At 43.9% G+C, this 25169-nt stretch carries 15 protein-coding genes; 7 read left to right on the forward strand and 8 right to left on the reverse strand.

What is annotated here, in order from left to right; translation table 11 throughout:
* Positions 1-154: 154 nt before the first annotated feature.
* Both ACMXYW_RS05210 and ACMXYW_RS05215 read left to right on the forward strand, forming a co-directional pair.
* A complete protein-coding gene (locus ACMXYW_RS05210) occupies positions 155-4939 on the forward strand; it encodes a response regulator (RefSeq protein WP_415905466.1) in 4785 nt (1594 codons plus the stop codon).
* 123 nt (positions 4940-5062) lie between these two features.
* Positions 5063-6193: a response regulator gene (locus ACMXYW_RS05215; protein ID WP_415905467.1), complete on the forward strand. Its 1131-nt coding sequence runs from the start codon at positions 5063-5065 to the stop codon at positions 6191-6193.
* 80 nt (positions 6194-6273) lie between these two features.
* Here the strand turns inward: ACMXYW_RS05215 and fghA are convergent, their stop codons facing one another.
* Together fghA and ACMXYW_RS05225 are read right to left on the reverse strand one after the other, a co-directional pair.
* On the reverse strand, positions 6274-7101 hold the full coding sequence (gene fghA / locus ACMXYW_RS05220) for an S-formylglutathione hydrolase (RefSeq protein ID WP_415905468.1): 828 nt from the start codon (positions 7099-7101) through the stop codon (positions 6274-6276).
* A gap of 65 nt (positions 7102-7166) precedes the next feature.
* Positions 7167-8285, reverse strand: a complete 1119-nt coding sequence (locus ACMXYW_RS05225; protein WP_415905469.1) for an S-(hydroxymethyl)glutathione dehydrogenase/class III alcohol dehydrogenase — start codon at positions 8283-8285, stop codon at positions 7167-7169.
* Positions 8286-8409: 124 nt separating this feature from the next.
* Here ACMXYW_RS05225 and ACMXYW_RS05230 point away from each other — a divergent pair, with 124 nt between their 5' ends.
* Complete coding sequence (locus tag ACMXYW_RS05230) at positions 8410-9276, forward strand: LysR substrate-binding domain-containing protein (RefSeq protein ID WP_415905470.1); 867 nt, start codon at positions 8410-8412, stop codon at positions 9274-9276.
* Positions 9277-9361: 85 nt separating this feature from the next.
* Here ACMXYW_RS05230 and ACMXYW_RS05235 read toward each other — a convergent pair whose 3' ends face one another.
* The gene (locus ACMXYW_RS05235; protein WP_415900523.1) at positions 9362-10486 is read right to left on the reverse strand and encodes a helix-turn-helix transcriptional regulator; all 1125 of its coding nucleotides are present in this window, start codon (positions 10484-10486) and stop codon (positions 9362-9364) included.
* A gap of 648 nt (positions 10487-11134) precedes the next feature.
* Between ACMXYW_RS05235 and ACMXYW_RS05240 the strand changes: the two genes are divergently transcribed.
* The 3 genes from ACMXYW_RS05240 (at position 11135) to ACMXYW_RS05250 (ending at position 16408) form a co-directional block, all read left to right on the forward strand.
* Complete coding sequence (locus tag ACMXYW_RS05240; protein WP_415905471.1) at positions 11135-13270, forward strand: Ig-like domain-containing protein; 2136 nt, start codon at positions 11135-11137, stop codon at positions 13268-13270.
* A gap of 104 nt (positions 13271-13374) precedes the next feature.
* Entirely contained in the window at positions 13375-15102 is a 1728-nt protein-coding gene (locus ACMXYW_RS05245; RefSeq protein WP_415905472.1) for a type I secretion system permease/ATPase, read from the forward strand.
* Positions 15103-15112: 10 nt separating this feature from the next.
* Entirely contained in the window at positions 15113-16408 is a 1296-nt protein-coding gene (locus tag ACMXYW_RS05250; RefSeq protein ID WP_415905473.1) for an HlyD family type I secretion periplasmic adaptor subunit, read from the forward strand.
* Positions 16409-16568: 160 nt separating this feature from the next.
* On the opposite strand, the gene gcvP is transcribed toward ACMXYW_RS05250, so the two are convergent.
* Together gcvP and ACMXYW_RS05260 are read right to left on the reverse strand one after the other, a co-directional pair.
* Complete coding sequence (gcvP, locus tag ACMXYW_RS05255; RefSeq protein ID WP_415905474.1) at positions 16569-19469, reverse strand: aminomethyl-transferring glycine dehydrogenase; 2901 nt, start codon at positions 19467-19469, stop codon at positions 16569-16571.
* Between the two features lie 231 nt (positions 19470-19700).
* Complete coding sequence (locus ACMXYW_RS05260; protein ID WP_415905475.1) at positions 19701-21386, reverse strand: diguanylate cyclase; 1686 nt, start codon at positions 21384-21386, stop codon at positions 19701-19703.
* A 123-nt stretch (positions 21387-21509) separates the two neighbouring features.
* Here ACMXYW_RS05260 and ACMXYW_RS05265 point away from each other — a divergent pair, with 123 nt between their 5' ends.
* Positions 21510-23339, forward strand: a complete 1830-nt coding sequence (locus ACMXYW_RS05265; RefSeq protein ID WP_415905476.1) for an EAL domain-containing protein — start codon at positions 21510-21512, stop codon at positions 23337-23339.
* Positions 23340-23416: 77 nt separating this feature from the next.
* On the opposite strand, the gene ACMXYW_RS05270 is transcribed toward ACMXYW_RS05265, so the two are convergent.
* From ACMXYW_RS05270 to ACMXYW_RS05280, 3 genes are all read right to left on the reverse strand, one after another.
* The gene (locus tag ACMXYW_RS05270; protein ID WP_415905477.1) at positions 23417-24511 is read right to left on the reverse strand and encodes a lipid A deacylase LpxR family protein; all 1095 of its coding nucleotides are present in this window, start codon (positions 24509-24511) and stop codon (positions 23417-23419) included.
* Between the two features lie 83 nt (positions 24512-24594).
* Positions 24595-24933 carry a YdbL family protein gene (locus ACMXYW_RS05275; protein WP_415905478.1) on the reverse strand — a complete coding sequence of 113 codons (339 nt, stop codon included), beginning with the start codon at positions 24931-24933 and terminating at the stop codon, positions 24595-24597.
* Positions 24934-24945: 12 nt separating this feature from the next.
* Positions 24946-25146, reverse strand: coding sequence for a YnbE family lipoprotein (locus ACMXYW_RS05280; RefSeq protein ID WP_415881781.1), 201 nt, complete (start codon positions 25144-25146; stop codon positions 24946-24948).
* Positions 25147-25169 lie beyond the last annotated feature (23 nt).

Consider the following 25169-nt stretch of genomic DNA (forward strand, 5'->3'; position numbering starts at 1 on the left):
AATAAGTAATGACGATGCTTAAGGATAGGTTTATCGATTTTAATTGAGGCTTAATTCCAGAATAAACTCGAAAAAACTGAAATTATATCTACGCTTTGATTATGTGCTTAACAGCGATTACTCGCTGAGTCTGTGACATAAGAAGAGTGTGCCGATGTATAAATTGTTGTCGTTTCTGCGTGGTTTTTCGTTAAAAGCTCGCGTGCGTTGGGCGTTTTTTATTGTTCTAAGTATTGGTATTACGCTCTCTGCCTTTCTTTACTGGCACTATACAGAAAAAAATAGACTCCACGGTCAGGTGCAGCATTTAAGTAACAGCCTGCATGCGGTTGATGAGTTTAGATATAACCTTTCTCGGATCGAGTTAATCAGTGCAGAAATGCTGGTGTCCTATCCAATCGATCAGGACCGATACCTCGAAGCTTATACCGCTCTGCAAGAGACCAAACAGATCTTTAACTTATCTATCGCGCCTTCACTCTCGGGTCGAGAAGGCCTATCCGAATTTAATAAGCTGCTGTTTCATCACTTTACGCTATATAGCCAACAGTTAAGACACTTTCAGAGCCTCCTAGAGGAAGATCGCATTTCCGATGCTAAGCAGTTCTATGTGAAAGCACTGGGTGTGCAGGAATATCACAAGCAAGTAGATTCAGTTGCTGCAGAATTCAGAAAGAAGCTCCTAGGTGTTAAAGGAGACCTACTAACTCACGCAGAAGAGCAAGAAAAGCTCTTTAATACCCAAGGAGGCTTGCTCTTAGTTTTCGTCGTAATTGCTAGTTTCTTGATGGTTTCAGCCACACTCAAGGCGATGTTTAGACCGATAGGATTGGTGAAAAGAACCTTAACCGCTTTAGCTAATAAGAAGACGGCCCAACAGGAGATTTCTAAAGCTGGTCAGCCTCAAGAGATTAAAGAGTTGCTTGAGGCGGCTACAGAGCTGCGAGATGAACTGTTACAAGTTGAAAACCAGCGCTGGATCAAAACTAATATTTCGGAGATCAGTGCTGAGCTCCAGCAGATAAGAACGACCAATGAGCTGGCTAAATCGTTTTTGCAAAAGATCGCGCCTTTGATTCATCTAGGCCACGGCGTTTTCTATCTATTTAACGAGCAGGAGAAAGCACTTCAGCTATTAGAGGGATATGCATTTAGAGAGCGCAAATTTCTTAAGCAGACTATTGCTGTTGGTGAGGGGTTGATTGGTCAGTGTGCTTTAGAGATGGCCCCTATTATTTTAACTGACCCACCAGAAGACTATATCAAGATCAGCTCGGGTGTCGGCGAAGCGAAGCCTAAGAATATCTCTGTTTTCCCTGTGATCCACAATAACAAACTGCTTGCGGTGGTTGAGCTCGCTAGCTTTGTTGAATTTGGCCAAACAGAACAAGCCTTTATCGAGGGTTTACTGCCTATATTGGCCATGAATTTAGAGATCATTGAAAGGAGTAATAAAACCCAGCTATTGCTTAATGAGAGCCGTGAGCAAGCTGAAAAAATGGAACGCCAAGCAACATTGCTTGAAGAGCAAACGGCGGAGATGGAAGGGCAGCAGAGAGAGATTAAGTCGGCAGAAAAACGTAGCCGTCTAATTCTTGAATCAGTAAAAGACGGCATCGTGGGATTAAACACCGAGGGGCGAATCACTTTTGCCAATCCAGCTGCTTATGACTATTTAGGGTTTACCGAGGAAGAGTTTTTAGGTCAAAGCTTCCAAACACTGGTTCATTATGCCGATGAAGATGGGAAACCTTATGCTGAGGATTCACATAGCATCTGCCATACGGCTACTGATGGTGTCGCTCGATCTAGTGAAGACGAAGTCTTATGGCATAAACAGGGTCATTCCTTACCGATTGAATACACATCCACGCCAATTTTTAGTGACGATAAAATTATCGGTGCGGTGGTTGTTTACCGTGATATTACGGAAAGAAAACAAGCGCAAGATGCTCTTAATGAGGCAGCTATTGAGCAGAAAGCGATCCTAGAGTCGGCGACAAGGGCGATCGTACTGCTCAAGGACCGTGTGGTTCAGCAAGCGAATAATAAACTCTCAGAGCTGTTTGAACGTCCTATGGAAGACCTTATGGGGCACAGCACCCTGCAATGGTACCCAGATGAGGAAACGTTCAACTATATCGGTGAGTATGCCTACGGCGAACTTGCGAAAGGTAAGGTTCATCAACAAGAAGTGCAGATGGTTAAAGCTGACGGCACCCTGTTTTGGTGTCATTTGAGCGGCAAAGTTCGTGACGCCGATGATATGTCTAAAGGCACCGTTTGGATGCTTGAAGACATAACTGATCGAAAAGAAACCGAAGAGAAAGTGAATGCTTATTTTGAAAACTCCAGCGATGGCCTTCTGGTTCTAAGTCCAAAAGAGGGCTTTATCCATGCGAACAGAAGAGCTGCAGATATCTTTGGGTTTGATGATGTTAATGAACTACTAAAATGCACACCTGAAATGCTATCCCCTGAATATCAACCAGACGGATTACTTTCATCTCAAGAGATAGAGCGGCACATGGAACTCGCTCTGTTTGGAACTGAGCCTCACCAATTTGATTGGGTTCACAAAAACACATCAGGTAAAGAGGTGCCTTGTGAAGTTTCTTTAGTACCTATCAGCTTAAAGAATAAGCCCGCTCTGATTGTCAGCCTTCGTGACATAGCTGAGCGTAAAGCGGCTGAACAGGAGATGCTAAAAGCGAAAGAGCTTGCTGAGGAGGCAACCCAAGCTAAGAGTGATTTCCTCGCTAACATGAGCCATGAAATCAGAACACCGATGAATGCCATCATCGGCATGTCCCATCTTGCCCTGCAAACTGAGTTGAATACTAAACAGAGAAATTACATCGAGAAGGTCAATCGCGCAGGGGAAAACCTACTTGGGATCATCAATGAAATCTTAGACTTTTCTAAAATTGAAGCAGGCAAGATGACACTCGAATCGACCGAGTTCTACCTTGATGATGTGATGGAAAACATCGCCAGCATTCTTGCCATGAAAGCGGAAGAGAAGGGCTTAGAACTGCTGTTTGATAGCCCTGCTAATATCCCTACCGCTTTGATTGGTGATCCACTAAAACTCGGCCAAATACTGACTAACCTTGCCAACAATGCTGTGAAGTTCACTGACGAGGGCGAGATTGTAATCAGCATCCATGTGGAAAAGATGGAGTCCAAGCACGTTACCCTCCATTGTGCGGTTAAAGATACTGGCATAGGCATGACCCTTGAGCAGAAAAGCAAAATGTTCCAGAGCTTCTCTCAAGCCGATACTTCAACCACCCGTAAATATGGCGGTACTGGATTAGGCCTAGTAATTTCCAAAAAGCTAGTCGAGCTGATGGAGGGTGAGATCTGGCTGGAAAGTGAAGTCGGTCAAGGCACTACGTTCCATTTCACGGCGCGTTTAGGCTTACAAAAAGATCCTATGCATCGCCGAATGTTCCATGCAGAAGAGCTTGATGGCGTCAAAGTGCTGGTGGTTGATGATAATGCTGCTGCTCGCGACATTATCGCTAATCTTATTAACAGTTTTGGTATGCAGGCTGACACTGCCAGCGATGGTGATGAAGCAGAGCAGATCATTATTGAACATCAATCCTCTGAAAATCGTTATGACCTCTTATTAATCGATTGGCAAATGCCGCAAAAAGATGGAGTCACCACTCTGTATGAATTAATGAATAATGAGAGCGTTATCTGTCCGCCCGCCATTATGGTGACTGGTTATAGCCGTGAGGATGCTATCGATGAAGCAAGCGAACGCGGGGTGGAGATAGAATCTGTTCTGACCAAACCTGTGACTGCCTCGTTCTTGCTTGAAGCCATAGGCACATCGCTGAACAAAGGCACAGTGGTCGAAAATCACCGCTCTGCTGTGAAAGAAAAAGAACGTGTTGATCTAGCCGGGCTCTCAGTCTTGTTAGTTGAAGATAACGAGATGAATCAAGAGCTGGCTACAGAGCTATTAGAGCAAGCAAAAATCAGCGTAAAGGTTGCTAATAATGGTCAGGAAGCTGTTGATATCTTATCGATGGAAACAAATTTCGACATTGTATTGATGGATTGCCAGATGCCGGTGATGGATGGTTTTCAGGCAACCGAAAGAATACGGCAGATGGAGAAAGTGAAACACCTGCCAATTATTGCCATGACCGCCAATGCCTTAACAAGCGATAAAGAGCGAGTGCTGAATGCGGGCATGAATGATCATATTGGTAAGCCGATCAATATTGATCAGATGTATGCAACCATTGAGCGTTGGGCCTGTGTATCAAAACGTAATTCTCGTGTTATCGAGTCTGCTCCGGTTACCCAAGACTTAGACTTTCCAGTAATACCTCACGTTGATACAGCCAAGGGACTCTCCAGTATGCGGGGAAACCAAGAGCTCTATCTTAAAATGTTAAAAGGGTTTTATGAGCACCACCGAGATTTTGATGCTCAATTCACCGCAGCGATTGAAGATGAAGATCCTACCGCACCGATGCGCTGTGCCCACACTTTGAAAGGCGCTGCTGCAACCATTGGTGCCACAGAGTTGGAAGTTTTAGCAGAAGAGTTAGAAAGCTTATGCGCCGAAGCAAACTTTAAAGTGGCTGACATTCAAGGCGCTGTTAAAGACGTTGCTGAAGAGGCCGCGTTAGTCGTGGAAAATATAGAGGCATCAGGTCTTATAGCTACGGCTAGTTTGGCATCAGGTCAAAACTGTAATGCAGAAAAACTAATTGCATCTATCCCTAAATTACGAAATTACCTTTTAGAGAGTGATAGTGAAGCGCTTGAGGTTATAGAAGCCCTTGAGAGTGAATTAGGTGGCAAGGCTTTAGAGCTACTTGAGCCAGTTGCGAAGGCGATTAACGTGTTTGATTTCGATCTGGCATTAGAACGTCTTTCGGAGATGGAAGAGGCTATCAACAATCTCTAGATATTTAAGTGTTTGGCTGTAGTTAGTCCCAGTTAAGGGTGTAGCTATACTGTTTTAAACGGCCTGCTAGAAAGACATATTTGCATAATCCAACGCTTTATTAAGCAATGATGGAGTACGTAAATGAGCAAGACGCAGTCTCAGTGGGTAGAAAAACCTACTGTTCTTGTTGTTGATGATACGCCAGATAATCTGGCGCTTATGTCTGCGCTTTTAAAAGATCACTACCGTGTTAAAGTGAGTAACTCCGGCGCCAAAGCACTAGATATAGTCAACTCGGCAACCCCGCCTGATCTAATCCTACTCGATATCATGATGCCCGAGATGGATGGCTACGAAGTTTGTAAGCGCCTCAAAGAAACGGAAAACACAGCAGATATTCCCATCATCTTTTTAACAGCTAAAACAGAAAGCCGCGATGAAACCAAAGGACTGGCATTAGGAGCGGTGGATTACCTAACGAAACCCGTTAATCCAGAGATCCTGATGGCAAGGGTGTCTAACCATTTGCAATTGAAAGCACAAAAAGACTTCTTAGCGGATAAAAATGAGTTCTTAGAAAAAGAGGTTCGTCGTCGTACTCAAGAAGTGACAATGGTGCAGGATGTCACCATTCTTATTCTTGCCTCGTTAGCGGAAACACGAGATTCCGATACCGGTAACCATATTCGCCGTACGCAATTTTACATTCGTGCCTTGGCTGAAAAACTCAGATTCTTACCTAAATACAGCGAACTCTTAACCGACGCTTATATCGATGTGCTGTTCAAATCAGCGCCTTTGCATGATATCGGAAAGGTCGGTATTCCAGATCATATTCTTTTAAAGCCAGGGCCATTTGAGGATGACGAGTTCGAAATCATGAAAAGCCATACCACCCTAGGTAAAGAAGCGATCGAACAAGCGGAAGCTCAGTTGGGTGTTGAAGTGGATTTCTTGAAGGTCGCAAAAGAGATCGCTTACTCGCATCAAGAGAAGTGGGATGGTTCAGGCTACCCTGAGGCCTTAAAAGGCGAAGAGATCCCGCTTTCTGCAAGGCTAATGGCGATCGCCGATGTCTATGATGCCCTGATCTCAAAACGTGTTTATAAAAATGCCATGTCCCATGAACAAGCAGTGGCGATCATCGAAGAGGGCAGAGGCAATCATTTTGACCCAGAACTCGTAGATTGCTTTATCGAAATTAAGGACGATCTACTAGCAATAGCACTGCGCTTTGCCGACAGTGATGAAGGCGTTTTAAACGTAAATTAATCAAAGCTCTGTAATGTGATACTAAGATACGCAAGCGCCACCAAATCACTAACGTATCTTAGCTAATACAGTTTTAACGTCTAAAAGTGCTTTGCATGAAACCTTAGATGCTCTTCTATAAAACTGGCGATAAAGTAATAGCTATGGTCGTAGCCATCGTGTAATCGCAGCTCCACAGGGTTATCCCCAGCCGCAGCTAACAGCGCTTCCGGTTTTAACTGTTCATCCAAAAACTGATCTTTCTTACCTTGATCAATCAGTGTCGGCATAAAGTTATTAGCGTGCTTAATCAGCTCACAGCTATCGTATTGTTTCCAAACCTCTACATCATCACCAAGATACGCACCAAATGCCTTCTGACCCCAAGGGCAGTTGATCGGATTGGTAATCGGGCTAAATGCACTCACAGATGAGAAACGCTGCGAATTGCGCAAAGCGATCATCAACGCGCCGTGTCCACCCATGGAATGGCCGGAAATCGCTCGTTGTTCTGTGACAGGGAAGTTCGCTTCAATCAGGGCAGGTAGCTCAGTCACAATGTAATCGTACATCTGATAGTGCTGTTGCCACGGTGCTTGGGTAGCGTTGACATAAAAGCCAGCACCCATGCCTAAGTCATAGCCGGGATCGTCCGCTACGCCTTCACCACGAGGGCTGGTATCGGGTGTGACAATGGCGATACCTAACTCCGCAGCAATACGCTGTGCTCCAGCTTTTTGAATAAAGTTCTCATCGGTGCATGTCAGGCCAGATAGCCAATACAGCACCGGTACTTTCTCTCCAGCCAGTGTTTGCGGCGGAAGAAAAATAGAGAAGCGCATACTGCAGCTTAAACTGGTGGAATCATGCTGATACTGCTTCTGCCAACCACCAAAGCTTTTGAATTGAGCTAAATTTTCAATCTGCATTGAGTTTACTCACATCCACCCTGAATAGGCTTAGGGCGGATTTCGGTTAGGGTTACTTAAGACAATTACTTATCGAAGTGGATGACGCTGCGAATACTTTCGCCTTCGTGCATCAAGTCGAACGCTTTGTTGATGTCCTCTAGTCCCATGGTGTGGGTGATAAAGTCAGACAGCTTAAACTCACCTTGTAAGTAGCGTTCAACGTAGTCAGGAAGCTCAGAGCGGCCTTTAACACCACCAAAGGCAGTACCGCGCCATACGCGTCCAGTCACCAACTGGAATGGACGGGTAGAGATCTCCTGACCTGCACCGGCAACACCGATAATCACCGACTCGCCCCAGCCTTTGTGGCAGCACTCAAGGGCAGAGCGCATCACATCAACATTACCGATACACTCAAACGAGTAATCCACACCGCCGTCGGTTAATTCAACGATGACATCCTGAATCGGCTTGTCGTAGTTTTTAGGGTTAATACATTCGGTTGCGCCTAGCTGTTTAGCTAGATCAAATTTACTTTCGTTGATATCAATGGCGATGATGCGGCTCGCTTTCGCCATGGTTGCACCAATCACAGCAGACAGACCAATGCCGCCCAAGCCAAAGATGGCAACCGTTGCGCCTTCCTCAACCTTGGCGGTATTCATTACCGCACCCATACCGGTTGTCACGCCACAGCCTAATAGGCAAACCTCTTCAAGCGGTGCCGCTTTGTTTACTTTCGCCAGTGAGATCTCAGGTAGTACTGTGTATTCAGAGAAAGTAGAGCAGCCCATATAGTGATAGATCGGCTGACCATCTTTATAAAAACGAGTGGTGCCATCGGGCATTAAGCCTTTACCCTGTGTTTCTCGTATTTTTTGGCAAAGGTTGGTTTTGCCAGATTTGCAAAACTTACACTCGCCGCATTCAGGTGTGTATAGCGGGATCACGTGATCACCCACTTCTACACTGGTCACACCTTCGCCCACGGCTTCAACAATACCGCCACCTTCATGGCCTAAAATGGAAGGGAAGATGCCTTCTGGGTCTTCACCAGAAAGGGTAAAGGCATCGGTATGGCAAACACCTGTCGCCACAATCTTGATAAGCACTTCACCTTTTTGCGGTGGCATTACGTCAACTTCTTCGATGGATAGTGGCTGGTTAGGCCCCCAAGCGATGGCTGCTTTGGATTTAATCATGGCTCTACTCTTTATTTAGGACAGCGTTTTTAATCAATAAGGATCAATGTGCTAAACATTATAGTTTTTTCATAAATCGCTATAATCTAGCTAAATATGAAAATACTTTTACGAGGTTGTAATAATGTTTGGCTGGGAGGGGGTAACCGAATTTGTTGCCGTAGCAGAGACAGAAAGCTTCACAACAGCATCGCAGCGCTTAGGTATCTCTACTGCACAAGTGAGCCGACAGATCAGCGCATTAGAAAAGCGCCTTGCGACAAAACTGTTTTATCGCACAACCCGCAGGGTATCAGTTACAGAAGAGGGTAAGATCTACTATCAACACTGCCGCCAACTGTTAGATGGCCTAGACGAAGCAGAAAGAGCATTAAGCCAGTTACAAAGTCGCCCACAGGGAAAACTAAAACTGACCGCCCCAACCACCTTTGGCGAAACCAAAATTATCCCACTGCTAAACGACTTTATGTTGCAGTACCCAGAACTCGAAGTGGAATGCCACCTAACTAACCAGAAAGTGGCGCTGGTGGAAGAGGGCTACGACTTAGCGATCCGCCTAGGTAAATTGGCAGACTCCAGCATGATTGCAAAAAGGCTCGGTGCCAGACAACAGTTTATCTGCGCCTCAAAAGATTACCTCAACGCCCATGGCCGCCCCGACTCTATCTCTGAGTTAGAACAGCACAACTGCCTAAAAGGCACATTGGATTACTGGCGCTTATTGGATGGAAGCGAAGAGAGGGAAGTACGGATTAAAGGCAGATTCCGCTGCAATAGCGGTTTAGCGCTGTTAGATGCTGCGCTAAAAGGACTGGGGATAGTGCAACTGCCAGATTACTACGTGAAAGAACATATTGAGCAAGGAAGGTTAGTGCCTCTGCTTGAGACCTACCAACCTGAGCCTGAAGGTATCTGGGCTTTGTATCCTCATAACCGCCATCTTTCCCCTAAGGTGCGGATGCTGGTGGAGTATTTATCAAATCAGCTTTAGATATATCCATGTTTGTTATGCGGGTAAATGTAAGATTCGCTTGCATAAATCATTACCAAATACTGAGGGGGTAATAGATCTAAATTTAAACTTTTCCTACAGGGTCAGAATTTAGTTTTAGTACCAGTTCCGTTTGACGATGGGTATCTGTTTTCTCAAATATCGATTTTAAATACCACCGTGCAGTTTCATATGAGACTCCTATGATTCTTGCTGCATTTTTTAGTTCGGTTCCTTCTGCTAACTGTTGAGCGAGTCTGGCTTCACTATTAGTAAGGGAATATGAAGAGGTAAGGTGAGTTAATTTAATTGGAGTTGGTGCTGTACTGTTCTTGATGATCACAATTGCTGCTGCATCATTAAATAGAGGAAGTTCTTGTATTGGTAGAGGGAGAAGGTTAATAAAAAAATTATTTGCATCAGTTAATTTTAAATTAACAGGTAATTCTTTATTACTAACTCTAAGTAATTGAATTTGTTCTAATGATTTACAAAGCTTGTCTCGATCTTCTGCTAGTTTGGCAGTTATTCGGCCATTATGGATAAATAAACTTTTGCACCGATCAAAACTATCTCTAGCGGTTTCATTCATCTCAATTAAGTCTCCCTGTTTCGAGATGATCGCAACACCAAGCCCTATGTTTTTTATCAGTAAGTTACTACAACTAGACTTATATTCGAGCTTTTGAAACATAGAAGACATTTCTAATGCACGGCATATATGACGGCTTAGGGTCTTCTGTAACAGTATTTCTTGATCGCTATATTTGCCCTGTTCGAAGGATCGCATCTGGGTAAAGCAAACCAGATTGTTTTTTTCTGCTATCAATACTCCGCCTGAAGTGTGATCAAAGTTTTGCGGTTTCATCCATTCGTTGTAGAAGGCGGTATTGTGATAGTAGTCGCTATCCTGATTCAACTGATTGAATAGCTGTTCAGAAAAAAAATGTCCAGGTAGAAGGTCTTCAAGTTCAGCAAAGGTTGGGTTTAAGAGAGCATAGTCTTTGTTATAACTTGAAAGTGCTTCCTCGCTCACACCTAAAAATGGTATCTGGGTGGACATTAGGGCGTTGTTGTTACTCACAAATATTCCGGTGGCATTAGAGTTAAAGTACTTATTAAGCAGAAGCAGGGTTTCTTCCCAAGATTCGGGATCAATTGCTGATTGGTAGATGGACTCTATGAGTTCATTAAATTTGAGGTAGTCCATTACAAAGTTCCTTTGTTCCTACCTTTTCTATTGAGTGTTTATTCATTATTTCAATGAAACTATAGACACTATCTGGTTTCTTAGACGTTTTACGTTTTTGCTATTTAGCTGAAAAAAAACTGCTTAAAACACTTGTTTTAATATTCCACTCAATTGGGGGGAGGCTTTTTTCGAATTCCTATCCAATAATTCACTTCACAGTAGCTATAGGAATAGCTTTGGAAAGAAGGGCTTAGAGTTTTTATCTTTTTTAAGTGATTGCTTTTAAGACTTGCTTTCCCTATGAGGTTTTCAGGGAATGAGTGAATGTTAAGTTAGGTGAGGGCATTGTTATTTAAACATGAAAAGTTTATTGCTTTTTTTGTTTTAATATTAAAAAAAATAATATAGCTATATTGAGGGCAAATATTTGTATTTAAAAACAATTAGTTATATGTGGCTTTCGTGAGGTCTGCATTTTTTTGTATTCAACTAGAGTGTAGCATCAATAAAATCAGCATATGCTAATTTGCGATTTGGCTTGAGGCCGAGCCTAGGACATGGATGTGCAGTAGAAGTTCCCTTGGATTTAATACATCCATCCTAAAGATCTGGTTACCCCAGTGCCTCATTAATGACCTAAATATGGATAAAAATTGGGAGTTAATGATGAGTGATCAAGTACTAACAGGGACTGATGATTCAGACCTAATCGAAGGCACAACTTCGGATGATAAGATAAATGGCGGCGATGAAGGCGATGTTCTTCTTGCTGGCGATGGGGACGATAAAGTTAATGCTGGTGATGGCGATGACCTCATAGAAGGTGGTGCTGGCGACGACTATATCAATGGTGGTGATGGTTTTGACATCGCTTACTACGATGGTGAAGTTCAGGTTTACGTTAATGACGATGGCGTATTAGAACTATCCGACGGCAAAGGTAATACCATTATTCTTGATGCCGGAGATGATGGCACTGATATTCTGCGAAATATCGAAGCGATTCAGTTCACTAACTACACCTTCTATCTAGATGGCCGCAACAATGCGGTTCTTGCCGTAGATGATGCAGCTTCTACTGATGAAGATACATCGCTATTAAATATTGATGTTCTGTCAAACGACCTAGATCTAGATGGCGATACTCTTTCTGTAACCGGTTTAGATACTTCCGGCTCTACGGGGCTGTTTACCCTGAATCTTGATGGTTCTATTAACTACGATCCTAATGGTGGATTCGAATATCTGGCTATAGGTGAAAGTGCTACGGATTCCGTTATTTATACCGTAACTGATGGCAACGGCAGTGTTGTGACAGGTACGTTAACCTTAACGGTTGATGGCGTAAATGATGCGCCTGTGGCTGCAGATGATGCTGCAACAACTGATGAGGATACATCTGTTTTTGGCAATGTTTTAACCAATGATTCAGATGTAGATGCGTCAGACACCCTGACAGTTACTCCACAAACAGATGTGGCGGGTGATAACGGTGGTACTTTTACACTGTTGGCTGATGGTTCTTTTACTTTTGATCCTAGTTCTGATTTTCAGACATTGGCTTTAGGTGAAAGCCTGACAAGTAGCATATCGTATGATATCTCCGATGGTAATGGGGGAACATCTACGGCAATTTTGAGTGTGTTGGTTAACGGTGTGAATGACATGCCTGTAGCGATGGATGATTTAGCCACTACCGACGAGGACACAGTTGTATCTGGAAATGTTCTAATCAACGATTCAGATGTAGATGCATCTGACATTCTGACAGTTACGCCTCAAACTGATGTAGCGGGTGATAATGGCGGTACTTTTACATTGTTGGCTGATGGTTCTTTTACCTTTGACCCGAGTGAGGATTTTCAGGCTCTAAATGATGGAGAAAGCTTCACTACAAGCGTTGTTTATGAAGTCGTAGATGGGAATGGTGGGGCAGCTACAGCAACTTTAAGCATTGAAGTTTTAGGTGTAACTGATACGGCCCCAAGTGATGCAACTATAACATTCGATTCTTTAATAGGTTTTGAAGATTATAACAATGGTGTTCCATTTAGTTATGACGAAGCTGGTTTTAGCTTTACCGCCACAGGAAATCATGTAGATGGTACTGGAGTCTTGTCTTGGCACGATGGTGGATATAATGCTGGAGACAACGACATTACGATGACTGCTGGAGGTGAGACATTTGATCTGTTGTCTCTAGATATCATTTATAACAGTGGTTTTTCAATTGTCACAGATAATGGAAGTTGGAGTTCAGGTGGTTTAACAGGAACCGATGTAGAAGTGAATCTGACAGGTATTACTTGGGCTACTTTTGAAACATCTTCAACATCAAGTATTGATAATATCGATGTGAGTTTCGGCCTGCCTGATCATTATGAAGGATCATTGAATGCGGGTGAATCAGGGAGTGGTTTTGTATCAAGTAGTGGTTATTGGTATGACCCAAGTCCAACAACAAGCGATTATTGGCAGGTCAGTGGGGATGCTGGTGACACAATAACGATCACTGTTGAACGTACTGAACTGAATTATGATCCAGCGTTTTGGATTGTAGAGGGAACAATTGAGGACCCATCTACATATTTCTCTGGTGGCTCTAACGCAGGTATTGACTATTCTGATCCAGGCGTTGTGAATTTCTCTGATGATGAAATCTATAGCCCCGGTCCATATGGTGATCCACATGAAACCTTTACTCTAGCTGCTGATGGTGAATATACGGTAATTGTTACTAACTATGCTAGTGGCAGTGACGGAGGTGATGGGCTGTTCTCTTATGATATTTTTGTTGCTTGATTAAAGTAATTTAGGGCCGCTTGAGATATCAGCGGCTCTAGTTACTTAAAAAATAGCAAACCATCTAGTTGGTAATAATGAGTGTGTTTAGGATGAACCATCCAGTGTTAAAAATAATTTTATCAGTACGAAAGGCAATTATTTTCTCTTTGGTTTTGAGTTTTTTTATCAATTTGCTTTTATTGGCATCCCCCCTTTACATGCTTCAGGTATACGATCGCGTTTTGAGTAGTCGTAGTCTGGATACGCTTTTTTTCCTTACAATCATTGTTATCTCAGCAATTTTGTGTCTCTGCCTGCTTGAGGCAATTCGTTCTGCTATAGCAGTTAAAACAGGCCTTTGGATGGATAAAAAAGTTTCAAGCTTGTTATTACCTTCAGTAGTAAAAATAAGTTTACAAACTAAATCTGAATTATCAGGTCAGGGATTGAGAGATATGGGAACAGTGAGGAGTTTCATTACTGGAAACTCGATGTTCTCGTTAATGGATGTTCCTTGGATGCCTTTGTATCTATTAGTGCTCTATTTGTTACATCCCATTTTGGGACTCCTTGCTCTAGGAGGGGCGCTATTTATTTTTATGATTGCCGTAGTTAATGAGTTACTGACCCGAAAATATCAGCAGAACTCGAATGCTTTAGTCGCACGAGCGTATGGTTTTTCAGATTCAGTATCAAGAAATGCAGACGTTGTTGAAGCGATGGGAATGGTCCCTCAAATAGTCTCTTCATGGCAAAAAATGAATGATGAATCTTCTAATAGTCAGCAGCGCGCTCTGGGGTTTACCGGTTGGTTAGGAGCTGTAAGTCGTTTTATTCGTTTGGGGCTGCAAGTCGCGATTCTGGGTATGGGAGCGTTACTTGCTATAAATGGTGAAATTTCTGCTGGGGCTATTATTGCTGCGTCTATTCTTGTGGGCCGAGCATTACAGCCTGTTGAACAATCTATTAATTCATGGCGTTCTGCTACTTCAGCTTGGGACGCCTACATTCGGGTAAAACAACAACTTCTAGCTACCCCTGCTTATGACGATCAAATGGAATTGCCTAACCCTGAAGGCAAACTATCTATTGAGGGACTAAGTTACGCATTTCCAGGTTCTCAACAGGCATATTTGAAAGGAATTAGCTTCAGGGTTGGCCCCGGACAGCTATTGGCAATCATGGGGCCTTCTGGCTCAGGCAAAACAACACTTGTACGACTTTTATTAGGCAATCTGAAACCCAATTCTGGCTTTGCTCGTTTAGATGGTATGGATATGTCCATGTGGCACTCTGATGATAGAGGCAAACATATAGGGTACCTACCTCAGGACGTTGAGCTGTTTGCAGGTACAGTGAAAGAAAATATTGCCAGAATGGCCAATGGCGTTACTGATCAGATAATAAATGCCTCTAAAATGGCAGGGGTGCATGAAATGATCATGCGCCTTCCGCAAGGATATGATACCCAGATCGGCAGTCATGGTATGTCATTGTCTGGCGGGCAGAGACAGCGTATAGGTTTAGCCAGAGCTTTATATGGGGAGCCTAAGTTACTTGTACTGGACGAACCCAATTCCAGCTTGGATCAGCAGGGTGAAGGTGCGCTAATGAAGGCTCTGAAAGCCGTTAAAGAGAAGAATATTACCACTGTAGTGATTTCTCACAGGCCTTCCGTATTGGAACATGCTGATCTTGTATTGCTTATGCAAGAGGGAATGGTTGCCAATTTTGGCCCACGAGATGAAGTATTGAAAGTGCAACCGGCTAGTGTAAGTACACCAAGAAATAATGCTGTTCCTATCGGTAAGTCTGCAAAAACTGCTATTTCATACACGATTCAAAAGTAGGGAGACGGTGATGGATAAAGAGCTTTCTTCATTAATATCGAAATATACAGTGGCAGGTTTTTGCGTTGTTGTTACCTTTTTCGGTTTGTTTTTAGGTTGGTCAATACTTTCTCCATTAGACAGTGCAGCTATTGCAACAGGTGAGGTGGGATCAGAGGGCAAACAAAAAATAGTGCAGCACCTAGAAGGGGGAATTGTAAAAAAGATCTTAGTTAAAGATGGAGATCAGGTTAGAACGGGACAGATACTGGTGAGCCTTGATGATACGCAAGCACAAGCAAGTTTGTCTTTGATTGAGGATAGGTATTGGTCATCTATAGCCTTACAGTCAAGGCTGGTAGCTGAAAGAGATGATTTATCAGAAGTTAAGTATCCAGAAAGCCTGATTAACTCTGGCAACAAAAATATTAAGGCAATCCTTACGGCGCAAACCAATATATTCTCCTCGCGCAGAGCATCACTGGAACAGAAAAAAGGGATTCTTGCGCAACGCATTGCTCAATCTAAGGAAGAGATTAAGGGACTCAAAAACGCTGTTCACTCTCAATATGAGCAACTCTTGTTGGCAAAGGAGGAAATCGATGCTTATGACTATCTAGAGCAAAAAGGGATGTCTATGGGCAAGTCGCGTTTGTTGGCTATAAAAAAGGATGCCGCCAGAGTTAGAGGAGAGCGAAGTAAAAACTTAGCTGCAATCGTTCGCACGGAAAAAGGAATCGGTGAAACTGAGCTAAGAATTAGTACCTTAAATGCAGAACACCTAAATGAAGTGGTTGAGCAGCTTCGAACTGTACAAACAGAGTTATTTGATTTGGAAGATAAGCTTCGTGCTGCAAAGGATGTTTTAGACAGAACCAAGATTAGAGCTCCTATAGCAGGAATCATTGTTGGTTTACAGATTCATACCGAAACAGGCGTGGTTGCTCCAGGGGCTGAAGTGTTAGGTATTGTACCTTCCGGCGAACAATTGGTTGTAGACGCGCGAATTAATCCGAAGGATATCGATGTTGTTCGCCCCGGATTACCTGCACACGTTAGGTTTACCGCTTTTAATAGCAGAAATCATCAGCCAGCACAGGCTAAGGTTATAAAAGTGTCTGCTGATAGATTTACAGATGATCGTACAGGTGAGGCGTTCTACAAAGCGACTGTTATTGTTGATGATGTAAATGAGGCTCTCAATGGGAAATCCTTATATCCAGGGATGCAGGCAGAGGTGATGATCTTGATTGAGTCTCGCACGCCAATGGATTATTTACTTGAGCCGTTTACGCAAAGCTTAAATAGAGCTTTTAGAGAGACGTAATTGTTGTAATTAATTCGATATTCAGTGCATCGAGCTGATCCATTATGTCTATGCACTGACTTACTAGTTAACTAGTATTGAAGTAATGGTGAAGTGAGACAAAAAAAATAGGCCACTAAGTTAGTGGCCTATTTTATTAGATCAGATAAGTAATTCGGAATTACTCAGCGTAATCTTCAACCGGAATACAAGAACAGAACAGGTTACGGTCGCCGTATACGTTATCGATACGGTTTACTGTTGGCCAGATCTTGCTGCCTTTCAGGTGATCAGCAGGGAAGGCTGCTGTTTCAAGTGAGTAAGGACGGTTCCACTCAGAATCGATAATGTCTGCCATAGTGTGTGGCGCATTACGTAGTGGGTTGTTTTCGCCGTCGATCTCGTTTGCTTCAACCTGACGAATCTCTTCGCGGATTGTGCTCATCGCTTCGATAAAGCGATCTAGCTCAGCTTTAGATTCAGATTCCGTTGGCTCGATCATCAATGTGCCTGCAACAGGGAAGGACATTGTTGGCGCATGGAAGCCGAAGTCCATCAGACGCTTAGCTACGTCTTCTTCTGTGATGCCAGACGCTTCTTTAAGTGGACGCATGTCGATGATGCACTCGTGTGCAACACGGCCGTTACGACCAGAGTAAAGAACAGGGAAGTCTTCGCCTAGTTTCTTGGCTAGGTAGTTAGCGTTTAGGATCGCGTTTTCAGTTGCAGCGCGAAGGCCTGTGCCGCCCATCAGTGCGATGTAAACCCAAGAGATCGGAAGGATAGATGCGCTACCCCAAGGTGCAGCAGATACTGCGCCGTTCTCAGCTTTAGGGCCTTCGATCTGTTGTACTGGGTGGTTAGCCACAAACGGTGCCAAGTGTGCTTTAACACCGATAGGGCCCATACCTGGACCGCCGCCACCGTGAGGGATACAGAATGTTTTGTGCAGGTTCATGTGCGATACGTCGGCACCGATCTCTGCTGGCTGGCTGATCGCTACCTGAGCATTCAGGTTAGCGCCGTCCATGTAAACCTGACCACCGTTATCGTGAACGATCTGGCAGATCTCGCGGATATCTTCCTCATATACACCGTGTGTAGATGGGTAGGTGATCATCAAACAAGAAAGGTCATCTTTGTGCTGTTCTGCTTTAGCGCGCAGGTCAGCTACATCTACGTTACCGTTTTCATCACATGCTGTTAGTACCACTTTCATATCAGCCAGTGCTGCTGATGCTGGGTTAGTACCGTGTGCAGATGTTGGGATTAGGCAGATGTTACGGTGCGCTTCACCGTTTGACTGGTGGTAGTTACGGATTGCCAATAGACCCGCGTACTCACCTTGTGCGCCAGAGTTTGGCTGCATGCAGATCGCATCAAAACCAGTGATCGCTTTTAGCTGATCTTCTAGCTCAGTGATTAGCTGTTTGTAACCTTGTGCTTGATCCATTGGTGCGAACGGGTGGATCTGACCAAATTCAGGCCACGTCACTGGGATCATCTCAGCTGTAGCGTTTAGCTTCATAGTACAAGAGCCAAGCGCGATCATGCTGTGAGCAAGGGAGATATCTTTGTTTTCCAGCTTCTTAAGGTAGCGAAGCATCTCTGTTTCGCTGTGGTAGCTGTTGAATACTGGGTGCTGAAGAATCTCTGATTCACGTACTAGTGCTGCATCAAATGATGTTTCACCAGAAGCAGAGATCTCTGCATCGATGCTGTCTAGGTCTAGACCGTGACCTGCACCTAGGATGCAATCCCAAAGGGTGTTGATGATGTCGCGGTTAGTGCACTCATCACAGGTCATACCAAGCTTGTTATCGCTGATTTTACGTAGGTTGATACCAGCGTCTAGTGCAGCTTGGTAAACCTCTTCAGCGTTATCTAGCTGAATGGATAGGGTATCGAACCAGCTGTTGTTTAGTAGCTGAACGCCTTTAGCCTGTAGGCCTTTCGCAAGAATCGTTGTTAGACGGTTGATGCGGCTAGCGATTGTTTTTAGACCTTGTGGGCCGTGGTAAACCGCGTAGAAGCCTGCCATGTTGGCAAGTAGTACCTGAGCAGTACAGATGTTAGAGGTCGCTTTCTCACGACGGATATGCTGCTCACGTGTTTGCATCGCCATACGCAGTGCTTTGTTACCGCGTGTATCAACAGAAACACCAATGATACGGCCAGGAACCGAACGCTTGTAAGCATCACGAGTCGCGAAGAATGCAGCGTGAGGACCACCGTAACCCATTGGTACACCAAAGCGCTGAGCAGAACCGAATACAACGTCTGCACCTAGCTCGCCTGGTGATTTCAGCATGATCAAGCTCATGATGTCTGCAGCTGCACAGAATAGGGCTTTTTTGCTGTGAACTTTTTCGATTAGCTCAGCGTAGTCATTCACATCACCGTAAGTACCTGGGTACTGAACTAGTACACCGAATACTTCGTGTTGATCGATCAACTCGCTTACGTCACCAACGATTACTTCGTAACCTAGAGGTTCAGCACGTGTTTGGATAACGCTGATGCTCTGTGGGTGAACGTTGCTATCGATTAGGAATGTGTTAGCTTTTTTCGCTTTAGACATACGCTTACATAGCGTCATCGCTTCAGCGGCAGCAGTTGCTTCATCCAGTAGGGAAGCGTTGGCAAGGTCTAGGCCTGTTAGGTCTAGTACCATTGTTTGGAAGTTAAGGATCGCTTCCAAACGGCCTTGAGAAACTTCTGGTTGGTATGGCGTGTACGCCGTGTACCAACCTGGATTTTCCAAAACGTTACGTAGGATAACGTTCGGTACGATCGTGTCGGTATAACCCATACCGATCATCGATGTGTTTACTTTGTTCTTTTGCGCAACAGATTTTAGGTACGCTAGTACCTCATCTTCAGAGCGGCTTTCTGGTAGGCCAATCGGTGACTTGAGCATAATAGACTCAGGTACGGTTTGGCTGATCAACTGATCCATATCAGTTACATCAAGCTCGGCAAGCATCGCTTGTTGCTCGGCTGCGGAAGGTCCAATGTGACGCGCTATAAAGGCATCTTTTTGCTCCAGAACGGAAAGCGGAGCCTGATTCTGTGTCGGCATTTTTAACTTACCTGTGATCAGTTGATTATGGTGTGCTCAAAAAGTGGCTAATGATACCCGTTTTTTGCTCATTTTGTGATAGAAAATAAACAAAAGTTTATTTTAGGAAACTGTGTTTTCTTATCGGAGCGTTTCTTTCAGGGGAGTAGAGGAGGCATTTTTTCGGGCGTTGAGCGGATTGCTTATGCGCGCTATCGCGTAATAACGCTCATAAGCAATGTGTTAACAATTTTATTCTGAACAATTTGTCGGAGTTTCTTTATCCCAACGTAATTGTTCTTCAGTGTGTGGAGGTGTGATGAGTTTTAACTTTTTGCTTTCTAACCAATGCTGTACTTCACTGCTGTCGTTTGGATAGTGTCCATCTTTACAGTGACTTAGATTTTGCAAACCAACCCATGTGTTTCGACCACTGTATTTAGCCGCATACAGAGCAATGTCAGATAGTTTTAACATGTTTTTCCAAACGTGGGTGTTTGCTTGGGGGGTATATATATGGATAGAGAAAAAACCGATTGAGCAACTGAGGTTAAATTTCTGTTGGTTTCCAAATTCAAATTTCTCGATACCTTGGCGAATCCTTTCGGCAAGCTTTTTGGCGCTGGTTCCATCTAGTTGATAACAGATCACTGTAAATTCTTCACCTCCACTGCGCACTAGAATGTCTTGGTCACGGCAGAACGATTTTAACTGTGCAGAAAATTGCTGAAGTGTCACGTCCCCAATATCGTGGCCGTAGTTATCATTAACCTGTTTAAAGAAGTCCAAATCTAATGTGAAAAAGGTCCAGTCTGCAGGTGGTTTCTTGTTGGCTTCAGAGCTAAGAAAGGCTGATAGAAAACGCGGATTCTTAAGCGTTGTTAAGGCATCGGTATAACTACTATCTTGAAGCTGGTCTCGTTCCTGTGTCAGTTCACCAAAGTGTTGTGAAAGTTCTTTGGCCATAGCAATAAACGTTGTGGATAGTTGTCCTAACTCATCATTGCTTTCTAAGGCCGTGAAAGGCTGTTTCTCCCCTTTGTATTTGAAACGATCTGCTTGTTGCTGGAGTTGGATAATCGGGTTAATCAGCACTTTTCGCAGGATCATGTAAGTGATCAAGCAGGCGATGCTGCTGAGTATTAACGCTGTGAATAATGAATAGCGCAGAGCACTTATTGCTTGCTGATAAAAAGGGCGAGGCTGATCAATATCTAATTGAATGACTGTATTACTACTGTTCATCAGTTGGATATAGCCTCTAGAATGTGATTGCTTTGGTGAAATAAATTTTACCGATGGCGTAAGCGTACTTTTAGTGGCCATGCTGATAGAAATATCTACTTGTAACTCTTCACTAAGCTCCTGCACTAAGGAGTCATTTAGTAGTTTAGCGAAGATTAGGTAGCCACGAGGAGGGCCTTGTTTTCGGGTGGTCAAAATAGGTTGCCTAGCAAGCAACAATGGCCCGATCTCTGTCTCAAAGATTCCCTGCTTATCGTCCCCGATATATTGCAAAGCTGGGTGATTATTACTCCACTCGCTGCCTTGTAGAAGTTGCAAGCTTTCGGGATCGCCAATGTTGTCATTTGCTAGTTTGTTTAAGATTCTATTTTCTTTATTGATTAGGATAAGTAGGTCTAATCGAAGATCCTCTAGTGTCTCTGGAACTAAGTTGGCGGTTTCAAACGCTTTGTAAGGTTGATCTGAATATTGATAGGTATCATCCCAAGCTGCCCAGTCTGTCGACATGCTGTTTAGGTAATCCAGCTCATTCTTAATACCATTTTGAATGCGTTTTATATCTGTTAAATGATATTGCGTTTCCACATTACGTATTTCAGGAAGGGCAAAGAAGTAGATAGTGAGAGCTACCCCTCCCATAAGAATTGTGAAAAAAAGTACTTCGATAGCGATAAGTTTTTGTGAAAGCTGCATCTTTTTTTCCTTACTTAATGCTTATGTATTGGCATTGAGGAAACATCAACTACTATTGTAGGTAAGACTCTGTTTTTTTTCCTGATGTAGATCAGTAGGTTAGTTTCACTGTAGGGAAGGGGCATGCCAGCAGTAGAAAAGTTAATTAGTCTGCACAAATCGTTATTAGTACTGAGTCATGGGGAAGGGTTTATCGAGCATCCCAGGATCTCTAAGCTAAAGCATATAATTCAATCTTGTGCAGAACAGCTGAATGTTTCTCGTGTAAGCGTCTGGAAATTAGATTCTGATGCGCAGAGGATTGTGTGCGAGGTTTTGTATCTGCATGAAACTGATCAGTATTACCAAGGGGCAGCTCTTTACCAGACTGATTTCCCGAAGTACTTTCGAGCCATCTCAGAAGATCGCTTAATCAATGCCGATAATGCGATTACTGATTCGCGTACCAAAGAGTTTGCCGATTCTTATCTTATCCCCAACGATATCTGTTCTATGTTGGATGCTCCGATCTTCTCCTCAGGAAAGTTACAAGGCGTGATATGCCTTGAACAGGTTGGTGAACAGCGCGTTTGGGATATGCCCGAGATGTCTTATATTGCTTCTCTGGCCGATCATATCTCGATGATTAATGAGCACGAGTTGTGGCTAAGAGATCGAGCGCAGCTAGAATTTCTGGAACAGTACGATCCACTCACGGGCTTAGAAAAGCGTAATCAGTTTCAAAAGCGATTGGACTTTAATCAGCAAGAGAGTAGGGAAAGTGAATATCCGAGTGCGTTGCTTTGGATCGGGCTTGATTCGTTTGCCTCTATTAATGATCAATACGGTCATCTGGTAGCTGACCATTTGTTGGTGGCCTTTGCTCGACGTCTAGAGAAATTAACCCGACGTATTGATTGTCGCTTAGCACGTGTGGGTGGAGATACCTTTGCGGTATGGATTCCTAATCTTGAGGATACAGATCACTTAAACTCGCTTACCCATCAGCTAAAACTCACAAGCCATACACCCTTGAAGATATGTAACGAAGAGTTCGTCAATGTTAGTTGCAGTACCGGAGTGGTGATTTACCCGATAGAAGGAGAGCCTGTTACTAGCCCGATGCGCTGTGCTGAGCTTGCAATGCGACGAGCCAAAGATAGCACGCGTGGTGGCGTACAGTATTTTGCTAAAGACTGGTTGGTACAGTTGCAAAGTAAGCGTACTTTCGAGCATGAATTGGCTGAAGCGATTGAGCTGTCCCTGCTCGTACCTTTTTACCAGCCTATATACTGTGCTAAACAAGAAAGCATTGTGGGTTTAGAGGCGTTAGTCCGTTGGCCTCACCCCGAAAAAGGATATATTTCGCCTGCTGAATTCCTACCAACTGCTAAAAAGCTCGGTCTGATGGAACGCTTGGGCAGTTTGATGTTAAGGAAAGCTTGTGAAGATCTGGTGACATTTGAGCAGCATGGTAAATCGGTCGATTGGGTTTCGGTGAACATTGCCTCTGAGCAGTTACATAACTCGGCGCTTTCCGAAGAGATTGCTTCTTTACTGCAGGAACACGATCTCCCTGCCTGCAAAATCGAGCTGGAAATCGTTGAGGAATTGATTGGTCAAAACTCTGCTTTTGTGCGCTCTCAATTAGAGGCCCTATCTAGTCTGGGTGTACGTATGGCGATTGATGATTTTGGTACTGGTTACTCCTCGTTATCGCGCTTAAAGCATATGCCTGTCACGAAGTTAAAAATCGATAAGTCGTTTGTTGATGGCTTACCGGATGCCGATAACGATCGTTGCATAGCTAACTCTATTGTGGGTTTGGCTAAAGGCCTGCAGATGGAATTGGTCGCTGAAGGGGTGGAGTTACTCGAACAGGCTGACTATCTAAAACAGATGGGCTGTGAATATCTGCAGGGGTATTACTTTGCAAAGCCTATGTCGAAGGATGAGATTTTAAAACTGCTGTAGCTTTGTCTTGGTTAAGGACACTGAATAAAAAGGCTCCTAAGGGAGCCTTTGTTATGAGCTGTTTTTGAAGAGTTTGTTTAAAGACTATAAGAGTAACTTAAGCTCAGTGAGCCAAAGGAATGGCCGTCGGGTTGGCCTTTAAACTCTTTGCTACGATGTACTTTGGCAAACGAGAGTTTCCAGCCTTTATATAGAGCGGCGATACCTACTGCGGCTTCGCCAACTAAAGGTTCTTTATCAACCGAATGACTGCTTCTGAAGGTATTGCCATCAAGGAATATATCTCTTAACACCCAGCGTCCATCCATGGATGCAAAAGCATGAACACCTAAATTATTGTCACGGCTACCACGCTGGTAGCGTCCATCTCCCAAACCTGGGGCGCTATTATCGCCACCACTACGCAGCGCTGATGTGCCAAAGTCTTGGGGTAGATTCCAACCGACACGTACTTCTGCACCTGCATTGAGGTAGGTCGCGACATTACCTAGGCTACCACCGCTATGAAGGATCGTATCGTATTCAAACAGAGGAGAGATCGGACCTTCCAAAAAGCGATATTTATGTTCGTAAACAAGTTGAATGCCGGGCTCATTTTTAAGCTGATTATCCCAGCCATTAAACTTTTTAAACCCACGCAGATCATGAATAAAGTCTTGAGCTTCTTCGCCGAAGGCCCAGGGGCCGATGATCCCAACATTTAATTCCGCAGTGTTCATGTGTCGACTAGTACTGCTATGAAAAGATAGGCCGCCATAGAGCCAAGCAGCGTAGGGGCGATCATTGGGATCGACGCTAAAACGTTCGAGATCTTCGGGGGTATAGATCTGTTGGCCTAGACTCACCACAACATTACGTTGGATTGGTTCGCCATTTGGATTGGGTGGATCAAATCTTGGTAAAAAAGGTGCAACTTTACCTACCCATTCTGGCAGGTTTGGGTCGTCGAGATGGTTGCTGATATTGGGGGAGACCCAAGAGGCTTTAATGCCGTTGGTGTAGTTTTGGTCCGTTTCGGAAAACAGATCATTCTCAAAATAAAGATTGAGCGTCCATGGATTAGACTCATTAGCGTCTTTGGCTAAGGAGGCTATGGTATCAGCTGATGCGTTGCCTGTGCTGAGTAACGTAGCGGTTAACGCTGCAATCAGTTTTGGGCTATGGGCTGACATTTGAACGTCCCTTTCTTTTTTGCGAGTGTTACTTGGATAAAAATTAGCCGAAGAGGCATGCCTCTTCGGCTAAGTCTTGAAAACTACTTCTTACGCCACTTGCCGTTTTGTAGCTGGATAAACTGTCCTGCAGGCGTACGGTCCTGAAGGCGTTGACCCATACGTAGTTCAAACACAGTGCGTTCTACGCCTGCTTTTTTAGAACCTTTGTCATAAGCAGCGCGGCGTTTTTTATTAATGCCATCAACCAGAGATTTTAGATCGCCTGTAGGCTTAGATGTCACTATGCCTAGATAGCCGTTGGTACGCTCACCGATTAGACCTTGAGCTTTAGCATCGTCTTTAGAGATAGCCCAAGCAGGTGTTGCAATGATTGATAGCGCTAGGGCTATCATGCTGAATAGAGTTCGAAACTGTTTCATCATCATACCCCTTTAAAAAATATCGCTGTTTTCTGTGAGCAGTTCATCAATTTCCCTATCAACCTTGACCAGAATCTCGTGCTCAATTTTAACATTGAGGTTAATGGTAATAGGTTCGCTAGGTACCGCGACTTCCACGCGGGGTGAACAACCGCTCACACCAGCCAACGCAATTGCTAACGCAAAAGGTGGGAGTAAATGGGTTAATTTCATGGTTGTTCCTCAAATTTGGTTTC

Source organism: Neptuniibacter sp. QD48_55, assembly GCF_047778115.1.
GTDB lineage: Bacteria > Pseudomonadota > Gammaproteobacteria > Pseudomonadales > Balneatricaceae > Neptuniibacter.